The sequence below is a fragment of the Streptomyces spinosus genome, from assembly GCF_020400655.1.
GTDB lineage: Bacteria > Actinomycetota > Actinomycetes > Streptomycetales > Streptomycetaceae > Streptomyces > Streptomyces argyrophylli.
Map to the genome: position 1 here is coordinate 400,785 of NZ_JAINRC010000002.1, position 20,568 is coordinate 421,352.

Here is a 20,568-nt window from a genome sequence, read left to right on the forward strand (position 1 = left end):
CGCCCTTGGTCGGTGAGCCCTACTCGATGAGCGCGTCCGGCTTGCCCTTGCTGCGCGGGCGTTCCTGGACCATCTTGCCCCAGACGATCAACCGGTACTTGCTGGTGAACTCCGGTGTGCAGGTGGTGAGGGTGATGTAGCGGCCGGGCCGGGTGAAGCCGGAGCCCGGCGGGACCGGGTTCAGCACACTGGTGTTGGACGGCGGCGTCACCGGAAGCATCGAGGTCACCTTGTACACGAAGTAGGTGTCCTGCGTCTCGACCACGACCGCGTCCCCGGCCTTGAGCCTGTTGATGTACCGGAACGGCTCCCCGTGCGTGTTGCGGTGCGCGGCGAGGCCGAAGTTGCCGGTCCTGGCATCGGGCATCGCCGTCTTCAGCGGGGCCTCGCCGTAGTGCCCCACCATGCCCTTGTCGAGGACCTTCTTGTTGCTGACGCCCTCCGCGATGGGCGCGACCACGTCCAGCTTCGGGATGTGCAGGATGGCGAAGCCCTGCCCCGGCTCGAAGACGCCCGGATTGCGCTTGCCGTTGGCCCAGTCGTCCTGGAGCTGGTGCGCCTCGCTGCCGGCCTGCGCGTGCGCGCGGACGTTGGTCCACCACAGCTGGTAGGTGACGAACAGCAGCATCAGGACGCCGGTGGTGATGAACACCTCGCCGATCGCCCGGCTCGCGACGGTCGCCGGGCTCGGCTTGCGCAGCCGGGCCTGCCGCCGGGCCTCCACCCGGCTCAGGGGCCGCTGCGGGTCCCGGCCCGTCGCGGGGGCCGCCGGCTCGCGGGTGTCCCTGGGCCCGCCGTGCCGCCCTCCACGCCGCTTGGCGGCCTTTCTCCGGGCCGCACGGCCGCCCGGCGCGGCCGAGGAGGCCGGGGCGGCCGACAGGGCTCCAGAGGCCCCTGTTCCCGCCCCTGGGGCGCCGCCGTCCGCGCCGTGCCCCGCGGGCCTTGGAATCCGCAGCGCCATCGTCTCCTCGTCGACGCGCGGCGGGGGCGCCGTGAGGTCCTGCTCCGTCAGCCGGGGCATCGGAGCCGTCGGCGGGTCCTGCCGCCGCCCGGCGTACGGCCGCGCGCCACGGGAGGACTCGTACGGCCGCGCACCGCCGGAGGACCCGTACGGTCTGTCGCCGTCGTACAAGTCCTCGCGCTCGGGGCGCAGCGCGGTCACGCCGTGGCCCTGCCCACCACCGGGGCGAGCCCCGCCGATCTCGCCACGGCACCCTGGTCGCCGCACTCCGCCAGCCAGTTGGCCAGCATCCGGTGCCCGTGCTCGGTCAGCACCGACTCGGGGTGGAACTGCACACCCTCCACCGGCAGTTCCCGGTGGCGCAGGCCCATGATGATGCCGTCGTGCGTGCGGGCGGTCACCTCCAGCTCGGCCGGGACCGTGGCCGGTTCGGCGGCCAGGGAGTGGTAGCGGGTCGCCGTGAAGGGGGAGGGCAGGCCCGCGAAGACGCCCTTGCCCTCGTGCTCGACCGGCGAGGTCTTGCCGTGCAGCAGCTCGGGCGCCCGGTCGACCACACCGCCGTACGCCACCTGCATCGACTGCATGCCGAGGCACACGCCGAAGACCGGCACCCCGGTGGCCGCGCAGTGCCGGACCATGTCCACGCACACGCCCGCCTCCTCCGGGGTCCCGGGACCGGGCGAGAGGAGCACGCCGTCGAAGCCGTCCTGCGCGTGCGAGGTCGTCACCTCGTCGTTGCGCAGGACCTCACACTCCGCGCCCAGCTGGTACAGGTACTGGACGAGGTTGAAGACGAAGCTGTCGTAGTTGTCGACGACGAGAATCCGCGCACTCACTGGTTGTCCACCGTCACATCGTTGAAGGGCAGCAGCGGCTCGGCCCACGGGAAGACGTACTGGAACAGGACGTAGACCACGGCCAGGATCAGTACGAGCGAGATCAGGGCCCTCACCCACGCGTTGCCCGGCAGATGCCGCCAGATCCAGCCGTACATGCCGTCCCCTGCCGTCCCTTCCGTATCCGCTACGGCACCAGACACACGCCGTACGTCACCAGACTAACGGCGCGGAGCCCCCGGTTCGCCTTCCTCCACAGGCTATGCGGAGTCCGGGCGTGTACCCGGATGTACGGGGACCAGCGTCGATCACCTCGACCTCGGGCGGCACTGTTTTGCAGGGGCCTTTGTCGATCCGATACGCGAACCAGATGTTTCACCCGATCGGCGCACACCCGGCGGCTCCGGGAGGGACGTCTACCCCACCGGCTTCGCGTAGTGCAGATCCACCGTGCCGGAGTAGCCGGGAAGCGTCACCGTCCCGTCGTCGGTGACCTTCCAGCCGAGGCCGTAGACGTTGACGTAGACCATGTAGGTCTGGATCGCCTTGCTCGCGGCGAGCGCCTGCTTCAGCCGGTCGGGGTCCCCGACCGCGGTGATCTTGTACGGCGGTGAGTAGACACGGCCCTGGAGGATCAGGGTGTTGCCGACGCAGCGCACCGCGCTGGTCGAGATCAGCCGCTGGTCCATGACCTTGATGCCCCGGGCTCCGCCCTGCCACAGCGCGTTCACCACGGCCTGGAGATCCTGCTGGTGGATGACCAGGTAGTCGGGCTGCGGCTCGGGATAGCCGGGGAGCTTGGCGGTGGCGCCCGGCGGGGCGTCGTTCAGGGTGACGGTGACGGCCGTGCCGGTCAGTTTCCGGGTGCCCGCGCTCTTCTCCAGCCGGCCCAGGTTCTCGTCCTCGGCCTTGGTGCTGCCGTCGTCGTTCTCGGCCAGCGACTCCACGCTGTCGCGCAGGGTCGCGTTGGACTCGTCCAGCTCCTTGTTCTTGCGGCTGCGCTGCTGGATCAGGTCGGACAGCTTCAGCAGGGAGCCGTCCTGGCGGATGTCGGTGCCCTTGGCCGTGTCGAAGCTGGTGAAGAAGATGAGCCCGGCGAGCGCGAAGACGGCGGCCGTGAGGATCCGCACGGGCCGCACACGCGGCCGGCGGACGGGGCCCTGACCCGTTGATCCCGTCCCCGGGGAGTCGGCAGAATTGCTCAACGTACCCTTATCTCCTTCGGCGCCACGGAAGCACTACGCTAACGGACGCCCGGGGGAGAACACAGAGTCGTCATGTTGGCCCCTTGTACGCTGCCCCGAGCCCGACCCAGTTACCTGCGCGGCCACGCAGCGCATCGACAGGAGAGACCCTCGTGCCGAAGTCACGTATCCGCAAGAAGGCCGACTACACGCCGCCGGCGGCGAAGCAGGCGCAGGCCATCAAGCTCACCAACCGCGCGTGGGTCGCGCCCGTGATGCTGGCCATGTTCCTGATCGGCCTGGCCTGGATCGTCGTCTTCTACGTGACCGACGGCTCGCTGCCGGTCGACAGCCTGGACAACTGGAACATCGTCGTCGGCTTCGGCTTCATCGCCGCCGGCTTCGGTGTCTCCACGCAGTGGAAATAGCTCTGCCCAGGGCTATCCGCCGAGTTATCCACAGGCCAGGGGTGCTGTCCACAATCCCCTGGGGAAAAGAAACTACGATCTGTGGATAACTCATCGGGCGTTGACGCCGGTGTGACTGGCCAACCGATCCCCATACATCTGTTCGCCCCCTGTCCGACCTGCGGAAACACATCCGAGCGACAGGGGGCGCAGCTGTGTCGGCACACGGTGCACAAGATCCGCCACAGCCTGTGGACAACGGTTCGGTATCAGGTGAGCTGAGCGGTCCTGACCAGGGCCAGCGCCACCGTCAGCACCAGGACGACGGCACACGTGCCGTACTGCACCAGCGCCCGCTTCTCGCGGGGGGCGTGGACCATCGCGTACCCGGTCACGACACCGGCGACCAGCCCGCCGATGTGCGCCTGCCAGGCGATGTTCATGCTCGGGTTGAAGGTGAAGATCAGGTTGATCGCCAGCAGCGCGATGACCGGACGCATGTCGTAGTTCAGGCGGCGCATCAGCACGGCGGTCGCGCCGAAGAGCCCGAAGATCGCGCCCGAGGCGCCGAGCGAGGCGGTCTGCGGGGAGGCGAACAGATAGGTCAGCGCGCCGCCGGCCAGCCCGGAGACGAAGTAGACCGCCAGATAGCGGGCCCGGCCTAGGGCCGCTTCCAGCGGGCCGCCGATCCACCACAGGCTCAGCATGTTGAAGCCGATGTGCCAGTACTCCTCGTGCGTGAACATCGACGTCACGAAGCGGTACCACTCGCCTCCGGCGACACCCGAGGTCGGCGCGAACGGCTTCGGCGGCCAGGCGCCGTAGAGCACCAGGTGGTCCAGGAGTGACCTGTCGGCCTGGACGGCGATGAACACCGCGAGGTTGATCCCGATCAGGATCTTGGTGAGCAGGCGGGGGTCGGCCGTGACCGTGCCCCCGGCGACCGTGCGCGGCCGGGACGCCGCCGGCGCGTGCCCCGTGCCCGAGCCCTGGCGGACGCAGTCCGGACACTGGAAGCCGACCGAGGCGCTGATCATGCACTCCGGGCAGATGGGCCGGTCACAGCGGGTGCAGCGCACGCCGGTCTCGCGGTCCGGGTGCCGGTAGCACACGGGCGCGCTCCGGGCGGCGTCCTGCGCGCTCCCTGCGGCCTGGTCCATCAGATCCCCTTGGTTCGTCGTGTCCGTCCTGACGGTACGGTCCTGCTCCGCCCATCCTTACGGACGAGCGGCGCGTTTGGTTCCCTCAGTCCGCACGCGTCTGCACCACCACCGTCTCGAGGACGACATCGGTCAGCGGGCGGTCGTTGCGGCCGGTCGGCACGTTCGCGATGGCGTCGACCACCTTCTGCGAGGCCGGGTCCGTGACCTCGCCGAAGATGGTGCGCTTGCCGTTCAGCCAGGTGCTCGGGGTGACGGTGATGAAGAACTGCGAGCCGTTGGTGCCCGGCCCGGCGTTGGCCATGGCCATCAGGTACGGGGTGTCGAACGCCAGGTCCGGCCGGCACTCGTCCTCGAAGCCGTAACCGGGCCCGCCGAGGCCGTTGCCCAGGGGATCACCGCCCTGGATCATGAACCCGCTGATGACGGAGTGGAAGACCGTGCCGTCGTAGAGCGGCTTCCTGCTCCTTACGCCGGTGCCCGGGTGTGTCCACTCGCGTTCGCCGCGGGCGAGCTCGACGAAGTTCCTGACCGTGACGGGGGCGTGGAGGGGGAAGAGCCGCACCTCGATGTCGCCGAGGGTGGTCCTCAGGGTGGCATACAGCTGCTCGGCCACGATCCGCCTTCCGTCGTCGTCCGCCGCACACCTCCGATCCTTCCACGGTCCCGTCCGCGCGTCGCCGGGCGGCCGTGACTTCCGCCGCGCGGGCGGCGCGCGCCGGTGATTCGTGGCAGTGTCGACCACGAGCCCCCCGGTGCCCCGGCTCGTCGCCTCGACCCGGGCCGGAGGGGGCCCACCGGCACCCGTATGCGCGCCCGCACGTGCCCCAGTGGCCGCGGGCAGGCATGATCCGTAAAAGGGTGGAAAGTCGAAATACCGTACGCCACCGAGGAGGAGGAACCCGTGACCCGCATCGACAGCGTGCGCGCCGCGACCGGCTCGGCGAAGGACAGCGTGCTGCACGCCGCGGAAGTGGTGGCGCCCTACGCCGACACGGCCAAGGAGCGTGCCGCGTACTACGCGCAGGAGGCACGCGTACGGCTGGCGCCCGTGGTCTCGCAGGCCGCCGAACAGGCCCGCGTGCAGTACGACGCCCGGCTCGCCCCGCGCCTGGAGCAGGCCCGCACGCATGTGCCGCCGAAGGTGGACCTGGCCGCGCAGGAAGCCGCCGAACGCACCCGTAAGGCGGCCCGGCAGGCCGCCGCCTACTCACGTCCCAAGATCGAGCAGGCCGTGGCCGCGACCGCTCCGGTCCGCGACGAGGCGGCCGCGCGCGGTGCCGCCGCGCTGGCCGCGCTGCGCGGCCAGGTCTCGGCCCGGGACATCCAGAAGCTGGCCCGGCGCAACGCGCGCCGGTCCCGCACCGGCCGGGCCCTGAAGGCCGTCGTGGTGCTGACCGCCCTGGCGGGCGGCGCCTTCGCCGCCTGGAAGTGGTGGGACAAGCAGGCCAACCCGGACTGGCTGGTCGAGCCGCCCGCGGCGACGGAGGTCCCCGACGAGGGACGCATCACCTCCGTGGACGGCAGCGACGCCCAGGCCCTGGACCCCGAGGTCCAGGCGAAGCAGGCGGAGGACGACGCCGCGGGCCGCGACGACGAGATCTGAGCGGCCTGCCCGCACATCAACGGATACACCAGCGCACACCAGGGGACCCTCCGGCCGTGATCGATCGGGCCGGAGGGTCCCCCGGTGTGCGCGCGAAAATGCCCCCTGACGCTGCGTTCGAGCAGATCAGGGGGCATTTCTCGGGGTGGAGCCTAGGGGAGTCGAACCCCTGACATCCGCCATGCAAAGACGGCGCTCTACCAACTGAGCTAAGGCCCCGGGAAGGAGCGGCCTGCCGGACGGATCACGTTCCGGCGGGCGCCGCAGACCAGAGTACCGGGTCACCCCCCGTATCCCGCAAAAAGATTGGGGGTCCCCGCGGATGACCACTCTCCGTAAGATGCTCGACGTGGTTCGCTACAGCGAACCGCGGTTTTCAGGGGAAGCGATGGGGAGACGCAATGGACGCCGCACAGCAGGAAGCCACCGCCAGAGCGCGGGAGCTGCAGCGGAACTGGTACGGGGAGCCGTTGGGGGCGCTCTTCCGTAAGCTCATCGACGATCTCGGGCTGAACCAGGCCCGGCTCGCGGCGGTCCTGGGCCTGTCCGCGCCGATGCTCTCGCAGCTGATGAGCGGCCAGCGCGCGAAGATCGGCAACCCGGCGGTGGTCCAGCGGGTGCAGCTGCTGCAGGAACTGGCGTCCCAGGTCGCGGACGGCAGCGTCAGCGCCGCCGAGGCGACCGAGCGGATGGACGAGATCAAGAAGTCGCAGGGGGGCTCCGTGCTCAGCAACACCACGCACACCACGAACAGTTCGGGTGCGCCCACGGTCAAGCGGGTGGTGCGCGAGATCCAGTCGCTGCTCCGCTCGGTGGCCGCCGCGGGTGACATCATCGACGCCGCGGACAGCCTCGCCCCGAGCCATCCCGAACTCGCGGAGTTCCTCCGCGTCTACGGCGCCGGACGCACCTCCGACGCCGTCGCGCACTACCAGTCCCACCAGAACTGACCGCGCGGCCGGTCCGGGACGGGGGGTCCGGGCCGGCCGGGCGCGGGGCACGTACGGCAGGGGCGCGGTGGCGCGGGGCTTCGTCGGACCAGGGGAGGAGCGGCGGCTGCCATGGGTGAGGTCTTCGCCGGCCGGTACGAGCTGGCCGATCCGATCGGGCGCGGTGGTGTGGGCGCCGTGTGGCGTGCCTGGGACCACCGCCGCCGGCGGTACGTGGCCGCCAAGGTCCTCCAGCAGCGCGACGCCCACTCCCTGCTCCGCTTCGTCCGCGAACAGGCGCTGCGCATCGACCACCCGCACGTCCTCGCCCCGGCGAGCTGGGCCGCCGACGACGACAAGGTGCTGTTCACCATGGACCTGGTCGGCGGTGGCTCCCTGGTCCACCTGGTCGGCGACTACGGCCCCCTGCCGCCCGCGTTCGTGTGCACGCTGCTGGACCAGTTGCTGTCCGGGCTCGCGGCCGTGCACGCCGAGGGCGTGGTCCACCGGGACGTCAAGCCCGCCAACGTGCTCCTGGAGGCCACCGGCACCGGCCGGCCCCGGCTGCGGCTGTCCGACTTCGGCATCGCGATGCGGCTCGGCGAACCCCGGCTGACGGAGACCAACCTGGTGGTGGGGACGCCCGGTTACCTCGCCCCCGAGCAGATGCTGGGCGCCGAACCCGACTTCCCGGCCGACCTGTTCGCCGTCGGCCTGGTCGCCCTGTACCTCCTGGAAGGCGCCAAGCCCGACGCCAAGGCGCTGGTGCGGTACTTCCTGGAACACGGAACGCCCGGCCCGCCCAAGGGAGTTCCGGAGCCGCTCTGGCAGGTCGTCGCCTCCCTGCTCCAGCCCGATCCCGCGAACCGTTTCCGCACCGCCACGGGGGCCCGCAAGGCGCTCGCCGCCGCCGCCGAACTCCTGCCGGAGCCGGGCCCCGACGACGAACTCGTCGAGGTCTTCGACCAACTCGGCCCGCTTCCGCCCGGGTTCGGTCCCGACGGCCCGCTCCGGCGGGCCTCCGGTGTGGCGCCGGAGGCGGTGCCGAGCGGGGTGGACGAGTCGGGCGCGACACCCGGTCCCCCCGGAGGCGGCGCAGCCGGGCGTGCCGACGGCGGGCCGGCCGGCCGCGGCCCAGGAGCGGCGGTGCGGGAGCCTTCGACGCCCGCCTCCACCGGTTCCCTCTCGGACACGGGCAGCTTCCGCCTGCCGCCGCCCCGGCAGACGCCGGCCCGCCCGTTCCCGCCCCCGGTCCCCGTGCCGGCCCCGGTTCCGGACCCGCGTATCGACACCGCCACCGCCGCCTACACCACCCGCGACCCGCAGACCCCGCCGCCGTCACCGCCGGCCCCCCGAACCGCCACCCGCGGGCGCCGGGCCCGGCGTGCCGCCCGGCGGCCCGGTCCCCCGGCCGGGGCCGCGATCCCGCTCCTGCTGCTGGCGCTCGCCTGCTACGCCGTGGGCTTCTGGGCGCTGGCCCGGGTGTGAGCCCGCCGGGCCGCCACCGTCCACCCGCCCAGGACCAGCAGCAGCGCGGTGCCCGTGCCGATCCCACCGACGGCGACCAGCCGCATCACCCGCTCGTCGGCCCCGTCCCCGGTGCCCCCGGACAGCGCGGCCCGCCGGTCCCCGTCGGTGACCGTGAGGACACCGGCCGGCTCGGGCCGGCCGGCGTACCCGGGCCCCGCCTGCTGCTGCCCGTCCACCCGGACCCGCAGGGTCACCTCGAACGGACCCTGCCCGAAGGTGCCGGCCAGGTGCGCGCTGAGGTGCAGGACCAGGTAGTACGCGCCGGCGAAGCGGACGGAGGTCACCCCGGCCGGAATGGCGTACCGGTTGGTGTACTCCACCGGCGGGAGCGGTGCGAGCGCGGCGGACCTCGGCGCGCCGGTGTAGCCGAGGGAGACGTCGTCGACGTAGCCGCGGACGGGGTTGTAGAGGGAGAGGTTCAGGGCGCCGCCGACATAGCCGTGCCCTGGTGCGCCGTCCAGGCCGGCGGAGGCGTGCAGTTGCCGGCCCCAGTCCAGCGGCACCTTGTAGAACCGGGTCTCGCCGGGGACGAGACGGGTGCGCCAGACCCCTTGGCCCACCGGGCGGGCCGTGGCGAAACCGGTGCCGCCGGAGCGGTCCCGGGGCGTGCCGGTGACGGGTTCCGGCGTGGCGGAGTCCCAGGTCCGCGGCCCGGTGGTGGGTCCCGCCGCCGCGAGACGGGGTTCCGTGGCGGGCGTGATCTCCAGGTCCCACGGCCCGGACCCGGCCGCGCCGGAGCCCTCGGCGTCGAGACGTTCGACGAGCAGGTAGTACGTCCCGGCGCCCTGGCACAGCGCCTTGCCTGCCTCGCGCTGGGCCAGGGCCGTGACCGGGCGCGGGCTGAGCCCGGCGCCGATCCGGGCGGAGGCGTAGGAGCAGGAGGAACCGTTCGCGTCCCGCAGCGAGACGCGGATGCCGTCGGTGGCGGAGACCGTGGCGTCCGCCGGTGGTACGGCGGTGACGGCGGCGTACGCCGTGTCCGTGGCGGCCAGGCGGAGGCGGTAGTAGAGCCTGCCGTCGCGGGGCAGGGAGCTGCGGTAGGTGTGGCGCGGGTCGAGCAGTCCGGCGTCCGCGGTGCCCTTCGTGCCCGTGACGGTCGGGGCGCCGGGGGCGAAGGTGTACGGCCCCGGGCGCGGGCCGGCGGCGGCCGGCAGGGCGAGGACGGGTGCCGGCGGTGCGAGAGCCGCGGACAGGGCCAGCAGCAGACTGGTCACGGCACCCCGGGCGACGGCGATCCGCCGCCGTACCCGCACCCGCGCCGGACCCCCGGCCCCCACCGCCGTACCGCCCCCTCGGCCCCGCACGCGCCACACCCCCAGTCGTCGGACGGCCGCACCGCACCGGTGGACCGCGAGGCCCATCCTGCCCCGGCCGCCGCTGCGCCATCCGGGCAACGCGTACGCCCGTCCGAAACGCCCGGCACCGTCCGGCCCCGCCGTCCCGCCCGCCTAGCGCACCGGCCGGGACCCCGCAACACGGAGCAGGGGCCCGCGCGACACGGCCGGGGAACGCGAAACCCCGACCGCGCAGGCGGCCGGGGTCGGTACAGATCGGGTATCGGGACTCACGAACCCGTGGGCACGGAGTCAGTCGCCTCCGTCCACAGATCCTGCTCGGCGCGATCCGCCTGGATCTGGCGGTACACGAGGAGCCCGCCGATGGCGGCCAGTGCGACCAGGAGCAGCTTCTTCACCGCGCGACCTCGTCTTTCCTTGACGTAGGGGACCTCTGGCGCCCGACTATACACACCGACCGATATCGATCGGTGACCTGCGTCGGGGCCCGGCTCCCGCCTCGGCCACGGCAGGAATTCCCCGCCCCCGTGCACCCGTCCGAGTGGTGTTGATCTGAACATCGACGCGCCACGGGCGTCGGTCCACCACTTCCCGGCCCACATACACATCATGAGCAAAGTACGCAAATCGCCCAACCCGAAAGTGAGGGGCCATGACCGCCCAGAACAAGGTCATGAAGCTGTGGACCGCCATCGTCACCGCCTTCCTCGCGCTGTGCACGGCGCTCGGACTCGTCTCCGCCACCACCACGACCGCCGCCGCGGCCGCACCCCGGACAGAGACCCCGAGCACCGACACCGGCACCGCGCACCGCACCACCCCGACGATCCCGGCGATGCGCCAGCGGGCCTGGTCCCATGCCAGGGCCCTGCCCCCCACGATGAAGCAGCGGATCCGGGCGGAGGCCCACGGCAAGACGCCGGGCTGCCGGCACCGCCCCCTCGACGAGACGCAGACCGAATCGCAGCCGTGGGTACCGGAGCAGACGGACGCCGGCTCCCACGACCGGCACCTCTCGGACTCCCTCGACTGCTGATCCCTCCCCCCACCGCAGTACCGCAACGTCTCGACCGCACGGCGACTTGCGTACGCACCAGTCGACACGAACAGACCCCCGGCCGGGTTCGGCCGGGGGTCTCGCGCTTTTCCCGGTGGGTCATCCTCGTACGGCAACGACCAGTACCCGACGGAAAGGTGGTGAGCGCTGCCGTGAACCGGCGCGTCACCGTAGTCACCGCTGTCCACGGCCCGTCCGCCCGGTTCCTGGCGGACGCGTACGCGTCGCTGTGCGCGCAGCGGCTGCCCGCCGGCTGGGAGTGGGAATGGGTGGTCCAGGAGGACGGCACGACGGACGCGGTCCGCCCGTACGTCCCCGACGACGCCCGCGTGAGCTTCCGCCAGGGCCGGCCCGGCGGCCCCGGGGTCGCCCGGACGATCGCGCTGGCGCGCGCCGGGGGCGCCTACGTCAAGGTCCTGGACGCCGACGACCAGCTCACGCCGGGCGCGCTCGCCCGCGACCTGGCCGTGCTGGAGGCCGACCACACCATCGGCTGGACGACGTGCCGCGTCCTGGACCTGCTGCCCGACGGCTCCACGGCCGCCTTCCCCGGCGATCCCGACGAGGGCCCGATCGAGCGCGGCACCGTCCTCGACCACTGGAAGCGGAACGACTTCCTGGCCCCGGTCCACCCGGCGGGCCTGTGCGTACGGCGGGAGCTGCTCACCGCGCTGGGCGGCTGGATGGCGCTGCCGGCCTCGGAGGACACCGGTCTGCTGCTGGCGCTGGACGCGGTGAGCCGCGGCTGGTTCTGCACGGAGCCCGGCCTGCTGTACCGCAAGTGGGAGGGGCAGGTCACGGGGCATGCCGCCCACGTCGACCCCGCCGAGCGGGCGGCCCGCACGGCCGTGGCGGAGGCCCGGGCGCGCGCCCTCGCCGCCTTCGGCTGGAGCCACCCACCGGCTCCTCCCGCCGGTCGGTGAGGGCGTCGTCCGTGCCGCCCGGTGACTACTCGGTGAGGACGATCGCCTGCGAGGGGCACTTCTCGGCGGCCTCCAGGACCGCCTCCCGCACCCGCGCGTCCTCGGCCGCGTCCGCACCGCCGGGCCGTACGACGCCGTAGCCGTCCTCGAACGCGAACACGGCCGGCGCCCGGTGCGCGCACTCGGCGGAGCCGTAGCACAGGGAGCGTTCGACGGAGACCTTCATCTGTCCTCCAGTCGGGGGCGGTGACCTCCAGGCGGTCCTCAGGACGTCACTGCCCGGCCGCGCGCCTCCTGAACCGGCCCGGCGGACCGGATCGCGGCCACCGCTGCCCGCACGCCGCCGCCGGCCGGCGGGCCGCCCGGCGAACCCTGTGCCGGCGGTTCGTCAGCAGGCCGGGTTCCCGCCCGCCCGGCACCGGTCCCTCCCCTCGTGGGGACCGGTGCCGAACGGTGCGGGGCCGTCGACCCGCGCCAAGTCGGCGGGGCGGCGCGGGTCGAAGAACGGGGACGGTTCGTCGGAGAACGGGGACGGTTTCCGGGACAGCGCGCGGACCGGCGCGGGTCGGCGCGGCGCGATGGGACGTGGCCGACTTTGACCGAGAACGTTCGGTGCCATGGGCTGTCTCTCCGAGCGCTGGGCCGGTGGCCTGTCCGGACGGTGTGTGACGGGTCCGCTACCGGGTTCGGATCCTGCCACCTGTCGCCCCCGCGGAGGAGGCACCGGTCTCCGGTCCGGCCCTTAACCGCAGGTCAGGCGTATAAGGTGAGTTTTCCGGTCCGGACGTCACTCGCGAGGGAGAGTAAGGGGTGGGACCTTGAGTTCCGACTCAGGGGCACGCACAGCCTTCGCCGAGCGCCTCGCGCTGCTGTACAAGGAGGCCGGAAACCCTCCCCTCAAGAGCGTCTCGGAAGCGGTCGTACGGCTCCAGCGGATCGACGAACGCGGCCGGCCGGTCCGGGTGTCCGCGCAGCGGATCAGCGACTGGCGCCGGGCCAGGAACGTACCGGCCCAGTTCGCCGCCCTCGCTGCGGTCCTGCAGATCCTGATCCCGGAGGCGCGGCGGCTGCGTCCCGCCCCGGTCTCGGCCGGCCTGTACGACCTCGCCCACTGGCAGCGGCTGTGGGAGCTGGCGGTGGCCGGACCGGCCGGCGACCGGCCCGCGCCGCCCTCGGAGGAGAACCGGCGGCCACCGGCCCAGGCCCCGCCCGTCGCCGGCGGCGTGTGTCCGTACCGGGGGCTGGCCCCGTACCGGCGGGAGGACGCCCGGTGGTTCTTCGGCCGGGAACGGAGCACGAAGGCCCTCGTCGCCCAGCTCCGCGCGGCCGAGCGGTCCGGCGGGCTGGTCATGCTGGTCGGTGCCTCGGGCGCCGGGAAGTCGTCCCTGCTGAACGCCGGCCTGGTGCCGGCGATCCGCGGCGGGGCCCTGGACACGGGGACGCCCGGCGGGGCGGGGAGCGCGGGTGCAGGGGTGCGGGGCGGGGCCGGGGACGCCGGTGCGGACGAGGACGCGACCGGCAGGGGGCCGGGAGCCGACGGGGCGGCCGTCCCTTCCCGGCGAGAGACGGCCCCTGTCCGGCAGGAGACGGTCGCTTCCCGGCACGAGACGGTCGCTTCCCGGCACGAGCAGGCGCCCCCCGGGGAGGCCCCCGCCCAGCCCCCCGCACCTCCGCACCCGGCCGACCGCCCCACGGGCCACCCCTTCGACCGCCCGGCCGACCACCCCACAGGCGGCGACCCCGCCGACGGCTCCGCCACCCCCGCCGCCGACCACCCCGACCATCCGGCCGACCCGCCCGGCCCCGTCCTCCAGTTCGTCCCGGGTGCCGATCCGCTGGGTGAGCTGGTCCGCCGTGTCCCCTTGCTCGCCGCCGTCGCCGACGACGCCCGCAGGGCCGAGCGGGAAGCCGCGCGGAACCCGGCGCTGCCGGGCTGCGACACCCCGCACATCGCCCGGGCCGTGCGCGAGGCGGTCGCGGCCTGGGCGGACCGCGCGACGGGCCCGGACGGCCGGCCGGTCGTCATCGTGGACCAGTTCGAGGAGGCGTTCACCCTCTGCGCCGACGAGGCCGACCGGCGCGTCTTCATCCACTTCCTGCACACCGCCTGCACCCCGCCCGCCGGCGCCGCGGGCCCCGCACCCGTCCGGGTCGTCCTCGGCGTCCGCGCCGACTTCTACGAGCAGTGCCTCGACCACCCGGAACTCGCCGACGCGCTCCAGCACCGGCACATGGTGCTCGGCCCGCTGACCGGCACCGAACTGCGCGAGGCGGTGACCGGTCCGGCCAAGGCGGTGGGGCTGGAACTTGAGCCGGGCCTCGCCGAGCTGATCGTGCGCGAGGTGAGCGCCGACGGCCCGCGCGGCGCGCACGACGCGGGCGTGCTCCCGCTGCTCTCCCACGCCCTGCTGGCCACCTGGCAGCGCCGCAAGGCCGGCCGGCTGACCCTGGCCGGCTACCGCGCGGCGGGCGGCATCCAGGGCGCGGTCGCGGCGACCGCCGAGCGCGCCTGGTCCGGTCTGGACCCGGCCGCCCGTGCCGCCGCCCGGCTGCTCCTGCTGCGGCTGGTCCGGCTCGGCGAGGACACCCAGGCCACGCGCCGGCGCGGCACCCGGCGGCAGCTGGCGGAGGAGTCGTCGGACCCCGGCAAGACGGAGGAGTCGCTGGAGGCCCTGGTGCGGGCCCGGCTGGTGACGCTGGACGCGGACACCGTGGAGATCACCCACGAGGCGCTGCTGCACGCCTGGCCCCGGCTGCGGCACTGGATCGACGAGGGCCGGGGCGACCACCTGCTGCGCCAGCGGCTGGAGGAGGACGGCCGGGCCTGGGAGGACTCGGGCCGCGACAGCTCGCTGCTGTACCGGGGGTCACGGCTGGAACAGGCCCGCGGCTGGGCCCGATCGGCCGGGGACACCTATCTGACCCGCAGCGCGGTGGAGTTCCTGGCCGCCTCGGTGCGGCTGCGCAAGCGCTCGGTGTGGCTGAGCCGGGCCGCGGTGGCGGCGCTGGTGGCGCTGGCCGTGCTCGCGGCCGGCACGGCGGTGATCGCCTGGAAGCAGCGCGACGACGCCGTGTTCGAGCAGGTGCTCGCCGAGGCCGACCGGGTCCAGCACACCGATCCGTCCCTGGCCGCCCAGCTCGACCTGGTCGCGCACCAGCTGCGTCCCGGCGACGAGGGCACGTACAGCCGCCTGATCTCGATCGTGAACGCGCCGCTGGCCACCCCGCTGTCCGGCCACACCGGCGCGGTCTACCTCACCTCCTTCAGCCCGGACGGCGACACGCTGGCGACGGCCAGCTACGACCACACGGTCCGGCTGTGGGACGTGACCGACCCGAACCGCCCCGCCCCGCTCGGCACACCCCTGACCGGCCACACCAGCTGGGTCAGCAGTGCCGTCTTCAGCCCGGACGGCCGCACCCTGGCCAGCGCCGGCGACGACGGCACGATCCGGCTGTGGGACGTCTCCGACCCCGCGCACGCCCGCCCGCTGGGCGAACCGCTCACCGGTCACCAGGGCACGGTCTACCTCGTCGCCTTCAGTCCCGACGGGCGCACCCTGGCCACGGCCGGCGAGGACCGCACCGTACGGCTGTGGGACGTCACCGACCCGCGCAGGCCCGGCGCCCTCGCCACCCTGCGCGGGCACAGCGCCGCGGTGCGCTGCGTGGCGTTCGGCCCGGACGGACGGACGCTCGCGACGGGCGGCGACGACGACACGATCCGGCTGTGGGACGTCTCCTCGCCCCGCCGGCCCGAGCCGGTCCGGACGCTGCGGGGGCACACGGACCTCGTGCACTCGGTGGCCTTCAGCCCCGACGGGCGCACCCTGGCCAGCGGCAGCGCGGACGACACCATCCGGCTGTGGAACGTCACCGACCCCGCCCGCGCCACGGCGCTCGGTGCGCCGCTGACCGGCCACACCGGCCCGGTCTGGTCGGTGGCCTTCAGCCCGGACGGCGGCCGGCTCGCCGCCGCGAGCGCGGACAGCACGGCGAGCCTGTGGAACGTCAGCGATCCCGACTCGCCGTCCCAGGTCGGCGAGCCGCTCGCGGGCAGCAGCGGCGAGATGTACGCCCTGGGTTTCCGCCCGGACGGCCGGACCCTCGCCACCGGCAGCGGGGACGGCAAGGTGCGCCTGTGGTCGGTCCCGACCTCGGACATGGTCGGCCGGAGCGGAGCGTTCCGCCCGGACGGCCGGGTGCTGGCCACGGCCGCCCGGGACGGCAGGCTGCGGCTGTGGAACGTGACGCGGCCCGGCCGGCCCGTCCTGCTCGGCGAGCCGTTCATGCGGGCCGACGGCGACCAGCGCTCCCTGGTGTTCTCCCCCGACGGCCGCACCCTCGCCGTCCTCACCGGCGTCCGGACCGTCCACCTGTGGAACGTCACCGACCCCGCCCACCCGGTCGCCGCCGGCCCGCCGCTGCACCTGCGCACCCGCTTCATGGGCCCCGACGCGCTGGCCTACAGTCCGGACGGCCGCACCCTGGCCACCGCCTACGACGACCGCACCCTCCAGCTGTGGGACGTGACCGACCCGGGCCGGCCGGCCCCGCTCGGCAGGCCGCTCACCGGCCACCGGGGCTACATCGACAGCCTCGCCTTCAGCCCGGACGGCCACACCCTGGCCAGCGGCAGCGCGGACAGCACGATCCGGCTGTGGGACGTGTCCGACCCCGCGCGCACCCGCCCCCTGGGCACGCCCCTCACCCAGCACTCCGGCCCGGTCAACGCGCTCGCCTTCGCCCCGCACGGCCACACCCTGGCCAGCGGCAGCGACGACGACACGGTCCGCCTGTGGAACACCGCCGAGCCCGCGCACGCCGCACCCCTGGGCAAGCCGCTCACCGGCCACACCGAGGCCGTCACGTCCCTGACCTTCAGCGCCGGCGGCGGCACCCTGGCCAGCGGCGGCAACGACAACACGGTCCGCCTGTGGAACGTCACCGACCCCGCCTCCGCGGCTCCCATCGGCCAGTCGATGAGCCCCAACGCCAAGACCGGCAACTTCCTCATCTTCAGCCCCGAGAGTCACGTCCTCGGCGTCTCCAGCGGCACCGACACGGTCCGGCTGTGGAGCCTGGACGCCGGCACGGCGATCCGGCACATCTGCTCGGTCACCCGGGGCGTTCTGACCCCCCGGCGCTGGCACGAGTACCTGCCGCGCCTGGGCTACGACCCCCCGTGCGGTCGATGATCGGCCAACCTGCCTGTTTCGCCGCGGACTTGGCCCCACACAACCGACAACCTTGTTACCCTTGGCCATAGCCCGATCGCTGGTGCATCCCCCGTCGCCAGCGGTCGGGCCTTTTCCTGTGCCGGCGCCCGTACCCGCCCGCCCGTGAGCCCGCCGCAGCGTGACCCCCGCTCTGCGGGGCACTCGTGCGGCACCGGAGGAGGCGGTACACATGACCGACAGTATGAGCGGCTGATACGTCCCCCGACCCGGACACCCCCCAGAACAAAAGACCCCCGATCCTGCCGGACCGGGGGTCTTCGTACTGGTGGGGCTAACAGGATTTGAACCTGTGGCCTCATCCTTATCAGGTCGATCGAGGTGGTCTCTCGACCCTGATGAACGTCCGCTGAACCCTGGTCCGGCTGTCGCTGAGGTTCGGCCTTGATCGGCGCCGTACGCCGTTGTTGGTGTCAGCCGCTGGTGTCAGACGGTCCAGGCGCCCTTGACAGTTCGGCTTTCTCAGCCCGCCAGTTCCCCGCCCGATGGGGCACGGGATGGGCAAGGTTATTCCGAACATGGACAGGCGAGGGGTCGCATACTGACGCCATGCTCTCGCCGCAGCGGTTCCGGGATGCTCGACACACGAAGTACCACTTCATTGACCATGTGCTCGTGCGCTGTCCGAAGTGCGCCGGGATTGCACACGTTGCCCCGGTGGCGGCCGATGACTCGGCCCCCTCGGTGTTCGCGCGCCGCCGCATTGTCTGTAGGGCGTGCGGTCTGTCGCGAGATGCGGCCGGGGGAGGGTTTCGACTCTTCCGGGGGCGTGGTGAAGCCAAAGATCCTTACTTCGGGCTGCCGTTGTGGTTGCAGGCGGAGACGCGGCACGGCTGGTTGTGGGCCTACAACCCGGAGCACCTGGAGCTGCTCCGCCAGTTCGTACAGGCGCCGCTGCGTGAAAGAGCCCCATGGGATGCGCAGGTCAAGAAGATGACGGTTGTCGCGCGGCTACCAAGCTGGATCAAGAGCGCAAAGAACAGAGGTGAAGTCCTGCGTGCCATCGACCGAATCCGGTCGACGCTCGCCTGACCACCTCAACCACACACCTACCCCAGCTCCCATCCCGTCCGCCGTCGACCCACACGCATGTGGAGCGGGCGTGGTTCATGGCGTCCAGGTGGAGCGCGCCACTGTACGAACGACCTGGACGCCATGGGCCGCGTCTGCTCGGCTCTGCCTGGGTCGACGGTGTACGGGATGGGAGCTCCCCGCGCACGCCACTACGGACCCGCGGTCGGCTACGGAGCCCCTCCATCCCGGTGCCGGCCGATCCCCCGCCGGAGGCATTGCCTTGACCGTTGGCCGCTCTATGCGGTGATCGACTCATGGCCTCCGGCCCTATCCATAGTGGGCGCGCGTCGGCGCAGCGCGGGCGGAGCGGGCCGAAGGCAGGAGCGTCGCCCGCAGCGGAGCCGGGAAGCGCGCCCGGCGGAGCGGAGCGCAGCCGGGGCTTGATGAGGTAGAGAAACCTGTAACAGCTCTCGTTCCGCTGGTCAGGTCGAAGATGTCGCGGCGGTTGCAAGTCGGCTCGTGTACCCGGCTTGGCGCAGGCGCTCGTACGCCTCGGCCACGTCGCTGGGTACTGGCTGGCGGATCATGAATCCCTGATCCGGGTAGATCATCAGCCGTTGCAGGGCGCCGATCAGCATGTCGATCACCAAACGGGCGTCACCGATGGATTCGACGTACTCGTCGAAGGTCATGGGCGTGGAAGCGCTGACGACATCGACCTCGGGCCAGAGCTTGCGTGCCGTGGCGTACGCGCGCCGCTCCTCGTACGGCTTGCTGATCAGCAGCACCGAGGAGACCTCCACCCCGCTCTCCTCCAACAGCTTCCGGGAGAAGCGGATGTTCTCCCCCGTGTTCCGGGCGTGCGGCTCCACCAGGATGGCCTCGCTGGGAACCCCCAGCTCCAATGCCCGCTCGCGGTAGTGGACGGCTTCGCCGCGGGGCATGCGCTCCCGGGTCGTCGGGCTGGTGGCTCCGGTGAACACGAGTAGAGGGGCCAGGCCGCGCTTGTACAGGCCCACGGCGGTGTCGGCCACTCCCAGGTCATGACTTCCGAGTCCGATGGCCACAGAGCACAGCCGGGGGGCATGGCCCATCTGGTGGTAGTCCCATACGCGCCGGGCGTCAGCCCAATCCTGCATCGAGATCACTGCTGTCCTTCTCCGTTCCTCGCCGAGTCGGGCACCTTGAAGTCGTACTCCCACGCGAAGCGTGATGCCGCGTGTACCCCGATAGCGAACTCCACGACGGTGCCGTCCGCCGTGTACGTCGTCCGGTGCAGCTCCACCACCGGTTCGCCCGGCGGCAACTGAAGCTGCTTCACCTCGTCCGGTGTGGCGGCGCGAGCGAACAGCTGCTCCTTCATGTGGTCGATCTCGTATCCCGCGTCGTACAGCACGCGGAATCCGCCGCCTCGGCCGGCGGGACCCGGAGTGGGGTCGACCAGTCGCGTCCCTTCCACGTGCTCGGGCCGGTAGTAGCTGGTCAGCGTGTGCGTCGGTCGGTCGCCCTCCTTGACCAGGCGGGCGCGTGCGTAGACCTCTGCGCCTTCCGGCAGCCCGTGTGCGGCTGCGACCTCCGGCGGAGCCACGACGCGGCTCACCGTTTGGGTCTGCTCGTTCCGGCGGTAGCTGCGGCCCGATGCCACGCGGTCAGCGATGAACGCGACCTCGTCGCCGTCTCGCCACTTGGCCTTGTCGTAGCGGGCGATGCCCAAGCGCTTGAGAGGGACTTGCTGGCGCACGACCGTGCCGTGGCCGCGCGATGAGGTGACCAGGCCCTCGGCTTCCAGGGCCTTATAGGCCGCGTGCACGGTGGCCTTGGAGCCTTCGCCCGCCTCGACAAGCGTCCTGATGTGCGGAAGCTGCTGGCCCGGGGCGTAGTCACCCCTTCTGATCTGCTCGGCCAGCTTGTCCGCCAGCTCCCGCCACTTGGGCGCCATCTCGAACCCCTCTCGACGAGGTCTAGTGAAACATAGTCCTAGGACTGTTGACAGTCCTGAGACTGCGATGCACTATCTCTCTCAGCGGCTCGCAGTCCTAGGACAGCGAGCGTCATGCAGTCCGGTTTGGGCTGCCTCGTCTTCAACACTGGGAGAACTGATGCCGTCCTTCAAGATCGACACGTCGACCGCTGTGGTGTTCGTGGCGACCGCGCCGGCGCCGAAGCTGGCCAACGCCAAGACGGGTGAGCGCGCGATGGACCGGGAGACCGGTGCTCCGCTGTCGACCGTGGGCCTGCTGGTCTCCGACGAGGGCGAGGGGAACCTGTACCAGGTGACCATCCCGGAGACGGGCTACCAGGGGGACCTGGTGCCGGGCATGCCGGTGAAGGTGATCGGGCTGAAGGCCCGTGACTGGGAGAACGAGTTCAACGGGCAGAAGCGGCACGGGATCTCGTTCCGCGCGGTCGCGATCACCCCGGTGGCCTGA

At 72.5% G+C, this 20,568-nt stretch carries 20 protein-coding genes, 1 tRNA gene and 1 pseudogene; 9 read left to right on the forward strand and 13 right to left on the reverse strand.

What is annotated here, in order from left to right:
* Positions 1 to 19 precede the first annotated feature (19 nt).
* The 5 genes and pseudogenes from LG395_RS05710 to LG395_RS05725 form a co-directional block, all read right to left on the reverse strand.
* A complete protein-coding gene (locus tag LG395_RS05710) occupies positions 20 to 1,162 on the reverse strand; it encodes a class E sortase (RefSeq protein ID WP_225808664.1) in 1,143 nt (380 codons plus the stop codon).
* The gene (locus LG395_RS05715) at positions 1,159 to 1,797 is read right to left on the reverse strand and encodes an aminodeoxychorismate/anthranilate synthase component II (protein ID WP_225808665.1); all 639 of its coding nucleotides are present in this window, start codon (positions 1,795 to 1,797) and stop codon (positions 1,159 to 1,161) included. The genes LG395_RS05710 and LG395_RS05715 overlap by 4 nt, the downstream gene beginning before the upstream one ends.
* The gene (locus tag LG395_RS05720) at positions 1,794 to 1,955 is read right to left on the reverse strand and encodes a hypothetical protein (RefSeq protein WP_103813562.1); all 162 of its coding nucleotides are present in this window, start codon (positions 1,953 to 1,955) and stop codon (positions 1,794 to 1,796) included. Before LG395_RS05720 ends, LG395_RS05715 begins: the two co-directional genes overlap by 4 nt.
* A 118-nt stretch (positions 1,956 to 2,073) precedes the next feature.
* Positions 2,074 to 2,166, reverse strand: a pseudogene (locus LG395_RS41620) (class E sortase); the annotation flags it as partial.
* Between the two features lie 47 nt (positions 2,167 to 2,213).
* Entirely contained in the window at positions 2,214 to 3,002 is a 789-nt protein-coding gene (locus tag LG395_RS05725; RefSeq protein ID WP_225808666.1) for a DUF881 domain-containing protein, read from the reverse strand.
* Positions 3,003 to 3,154: 152 nt separating this feature from the next.
* Between LG395_RS05725 and crgA the strand changes: the two genes are divergently transcribed.
* Positions 3,155 to 3,409, forward strand: coding sequence for a cell division protein CrgA (gene crgA / locus LG395_RS05730; RefSeq protein WP_014673794.1), 255 nt, complete (start codon positions 3,155 to 3,157; stop codon positions 3,407 to 3,409).
* A 248-nt stretch (positions 3,410 to 3,657) separates the two neighbouring features.
* Here crgA and LG395_RS05735 read toward each other — a convergent pair whose 3' ends face one another.
* Together LG395_RS05735 and LG395_RS05740 are read right to left on the reverse strand one after the other, a co-directional pair.
* Positions 3,658 to 4,548 (reverse strand): rhomboid family intramembrane serine protease, encoded by an 891-nt coding sequence (locus LG395_RS05735; RefSeq protein ID WP_225808667.1) that lies wholly within the window; start codon positions 4,546 to 4,548, stop codon positions 3,658 to 3,660.
* An 85-nt stretch (positions 4,549 to 4,633) separates the two neighbouring features.
* Positions 4,634 to 5,164, reverse strand: coding sequence for a peptidylprolyl isomerase (locus LG395_RS05740; protein WP_171154669.1), 531 nt, complete (start codon positions 5,162 to 5,164; stop codon positions 4,634 to 4,636).
* A 288-nt stretch (positions 5,165 to 5,452) separates the two neighbouring features.
* Here LG395_RS05740 and LG395_RS05745 point away from each other — a divergent pair, with 288 nt between their 5' ends.
* Positions 5,453 to 6,154, forward strand: coding sequence for a DUF5324 family protein (locus tag LG395_RS05745; protein ID WP_171154670.1), 702 nt, complete (start codon positions 5,453 to 5,455; stop codon positions 6,152 to 6,154).
* A gap of 146 nt (positions 6,155 to 6,300) precedes the next feature.
* On the opposite strand, the gene LG395_RS05750 is transcribed toward LG395_RS05745, so the two are convergent.
* Positions 6,301 to 6,373, reverse strand: a tRNA-Ala gene (locus tag LG395_RS05750).
* Positions 6,374 to 6,555: 182 nt separating this feature from the next.
* On the opposite strand from LG395_RS05750, the gene LG395_RS05755 reads away from it, so the two are divergent.
* Both LG395_RS05755 and LG395_RS05760 read left to right on the forward strand, forming a co-directional pair.
* Entirely contained in the window at positions 6,556 to 7,104 is a 549-nt protein-coding gene (locus LG395_RS05755; RefSeq protein WP_171154673.1) for a helix-turn-helix domain-containing protein, read from the forward strand.
* A 111-nt stretch (positions 7,105 to 7,215) separates the two neighbouring features.
* On the forward strand, positions 7,216 to 8,571 hold the full coding sequence (locus tag LG395_RS05760; protein WP_225808668.1) for a serine/threonine-protein kinase: 1,356 nt from the start codon (positions 7,216 to 7,218) through the stop codon (positions 8,569 to 8,571).
* On the opposite strand, the gene LG395_RS05765 is transcribed toward LG395_RS05760, so the two are convergent.
* Both LG395_RS05765 and LG395_RS05770 read right to left on the reverse strand, forming a co-directional pair.
* Entirely contained in the window at positions 8,535 to 9,827 is a 1,293-nt protein-coding gene (locus LG395_RS05765) for a hypothetical protein (protein ID WP_225808669.1), read from the reverse strand. The two genes, LG395_RS05760 and LG395_RS05765, sit on opposite strands and share 37 nt — an antisense overlap.
* A gap of 350 nt (positions 9,828 to 10,177) precedes the next feature.
* Entirely contained in the window at positions 10,178 to 10,306 is a 129-nt protein-coding gene (locus LG395_RS05770; RefSeq protein WP_003999697.1) for a DLW-39 family protein, read from the reverse strand.
* A 254-nt stretch (positions 10,307 to 10,560) separates the two neighbouring features.
* On the opposite strand from LG395_RS05770, the gene LG395_RS05775 reads away from it, so the two are divergent.
* The gene (locus LG395_RS05775) at positions 10,561 to 10,944 is read left to right on the forward strand and encodes a DUF6344 domain-containing protein (RefSeq protein ID WP_171154676.1); all 384 of its coding nucleotides are present in this window, start codon (positions 10,561 to 10,563) and stop codon (positions 10,942 to 10,944) included.
* 161 nt (positions 10,945 to 11,105) lie between these two features.
* Positions 11,106 to 11,888 (forward strand): glycosyltransferase family 2 protein, encoded by a 783-nt coding sequence (locus LG395_RS05780; protein WP_225808670.1) that lies wholly within the window; start codon positions 11,106 to 11,108, stop codon positions 11,886 to 11,888.
* Positions 11,889 to 11,913: 25 nt separating this feature from the next.
* On the opposite strand, the gene LG395_RS05785 is transcribed toward LG395_RS05780, so the two are convergent.
* Positions 11,914 to 12,114, reverse strand: coding sequence for a ferredoxin (locus LG395_RS05785; protein ID WP_225808671.1), 201 nt, complete (start codon positions 12,112 to 12,114; stop codon positions 11,914 to 11,916).
* A 592-nt stretch (positions 12,115 to 12,706) separates the two neighbouring features.
* Between LG395_RS05785 and LG395_RS05790 the strand changes: the two genes are divergently transcribed.
* Together LG395_RS05790 and LG395_RS05795 are read left to right on the forward strand one after the other, a co-directional pair.
* Positions 12,707 to 17,086: a WD40 repeat domain-containing protein gene (locus tag LG395_RS05790; RefSeq protein ID WP_225808672.1), complete on the forward strand. Its 4,380-nt coding sequence runs from the start codon at positions 12,707 to 12,709 to the stop codon at positions 17,084 to 17,086.
* 588 nt (positions 17,087 to 17,674) lie between these two features.
* Positions 17,675 to 18,157, forward strand: a complete 483-nt coding sequence (locus LG395_RS05795; protein WP_225808673.1) for a hypothetical protein — start codon at positions 17,675 to 17,677, stop codon at positions 18,155 to 18,157.
* Between the two features lie 464 nt (positions 18,158 to 18,621).
* On the opposite strand, the gene LG395_RS05800 is transcribed toward LG395_RS05795, so the two are convergent.
* Both LG395_RS05800 and LG395_RS05805 read right to left on the reverse strand, forming a co-directional pair.
* On the reverse strand, positions 18,622 to 19,287 hold the full coding sequence (locus LG395_RS05800; RefSeq protein WP_225808674.1) for a YdcF family protein: 666 nt from the start codon (positions 19,285 to 19,287) through the stop codon (positions 18,622 to 18,624).
* Complete coding sequence (locus LG395_RS05805; RefSeq protein WP_225808675.1) at positions 19,284 to 20,078, reverse strand: GntR family transcriptional regulator; 795 nt, start codon at positions 20,076 to 20,078, stop codon at positions 19,284 to 19,286. Before LG395_RS05805 ends, LG395_RS05800 begins: the two co-directional genes overlap by 4 nt.
* Positions 20,079 to 20,238: 160 nt before the next feature.
* Between LG395_RS05805 and LG395_RS05810 the strand changes: the two genes are divergently transcribed.
* Positions 20,239 to 20,568 (forward strand): SCO3933 family regulatory protein, encoded by a 330-nt coding sequence (locus LG395_RS05810; RefSeq protein ID WP_225808676.1) that lies wholly within the window; start codon positions 20,239 to 20,241, stop codon positions 20,566 to 20,568.

Bases quoted from the DNA above. Each gene is read 5' to 3' on its own strand.
- LG395_RS05735 (WP_225808667.1), bottom strand. From the start codon at position 4,548: ATGGACCAGGCCGCAGGGAGCGCGCAGGACGCCGCCCGGAGCGCGCCC.
- LG395_RS05760 (WP_225808668.1), top strand. From the start codon at position 7,216: ATGGGTGAGGTCTTCGCCGGCCGGTACGAGCTGGCCGATCCGATCGGG.
- LG395_RS05795 (WP_225808673.1), top strand. From the start codon at position 17,675: ATGCTCTCGCCGCAGCGGTTCCGGGATGCTCGACACACGAAGTACCAC.
- LG395_RS05805 (WP_225808675.1), bottom strand. From the start codon at position 20,078: ATGGCGCCCAAGTGGCGGGAGCTGGCGGACAAGCTGGCCGAGCAGATC.
- LG395_RS05775 (WP_171154676.1), top strand. From the start codon at position 10,561: ATGACCGCCCAGAACAAGGTCATGAAGCTGTGGACCGCCATCGTCACC.
- LG395_RS05720 (WP_103813562.1), bottom strand. From the start codon at position 1,955: ATGTACGGCTGGATCTGGCGGCATCTGCCGGGCAACGCGTGGGTGAGG.
- LG395_RS05755 (WP_171154673.1), top strand. From the start codon at position 6,556: ATGGACGCCGCACAGCAGGAAGCCACCGCCAGAGCGCGGGAGCTGCAG.
- LG395_RS05785 (WP_225808671.1), bottom strand. From the start codon at position 12,114: ATGAAGGTCTCCGTCGAACGCTCCCTGTGCTACGGCTCCGCCGAGTGC.
- LG395_RS05810 (WP_225808676.1), top strand. From the start codon at position 20,239: ATGCCGTCCTTCAAGATCGACACGTCGACCGCTGTGGTGTTCGTGGCG.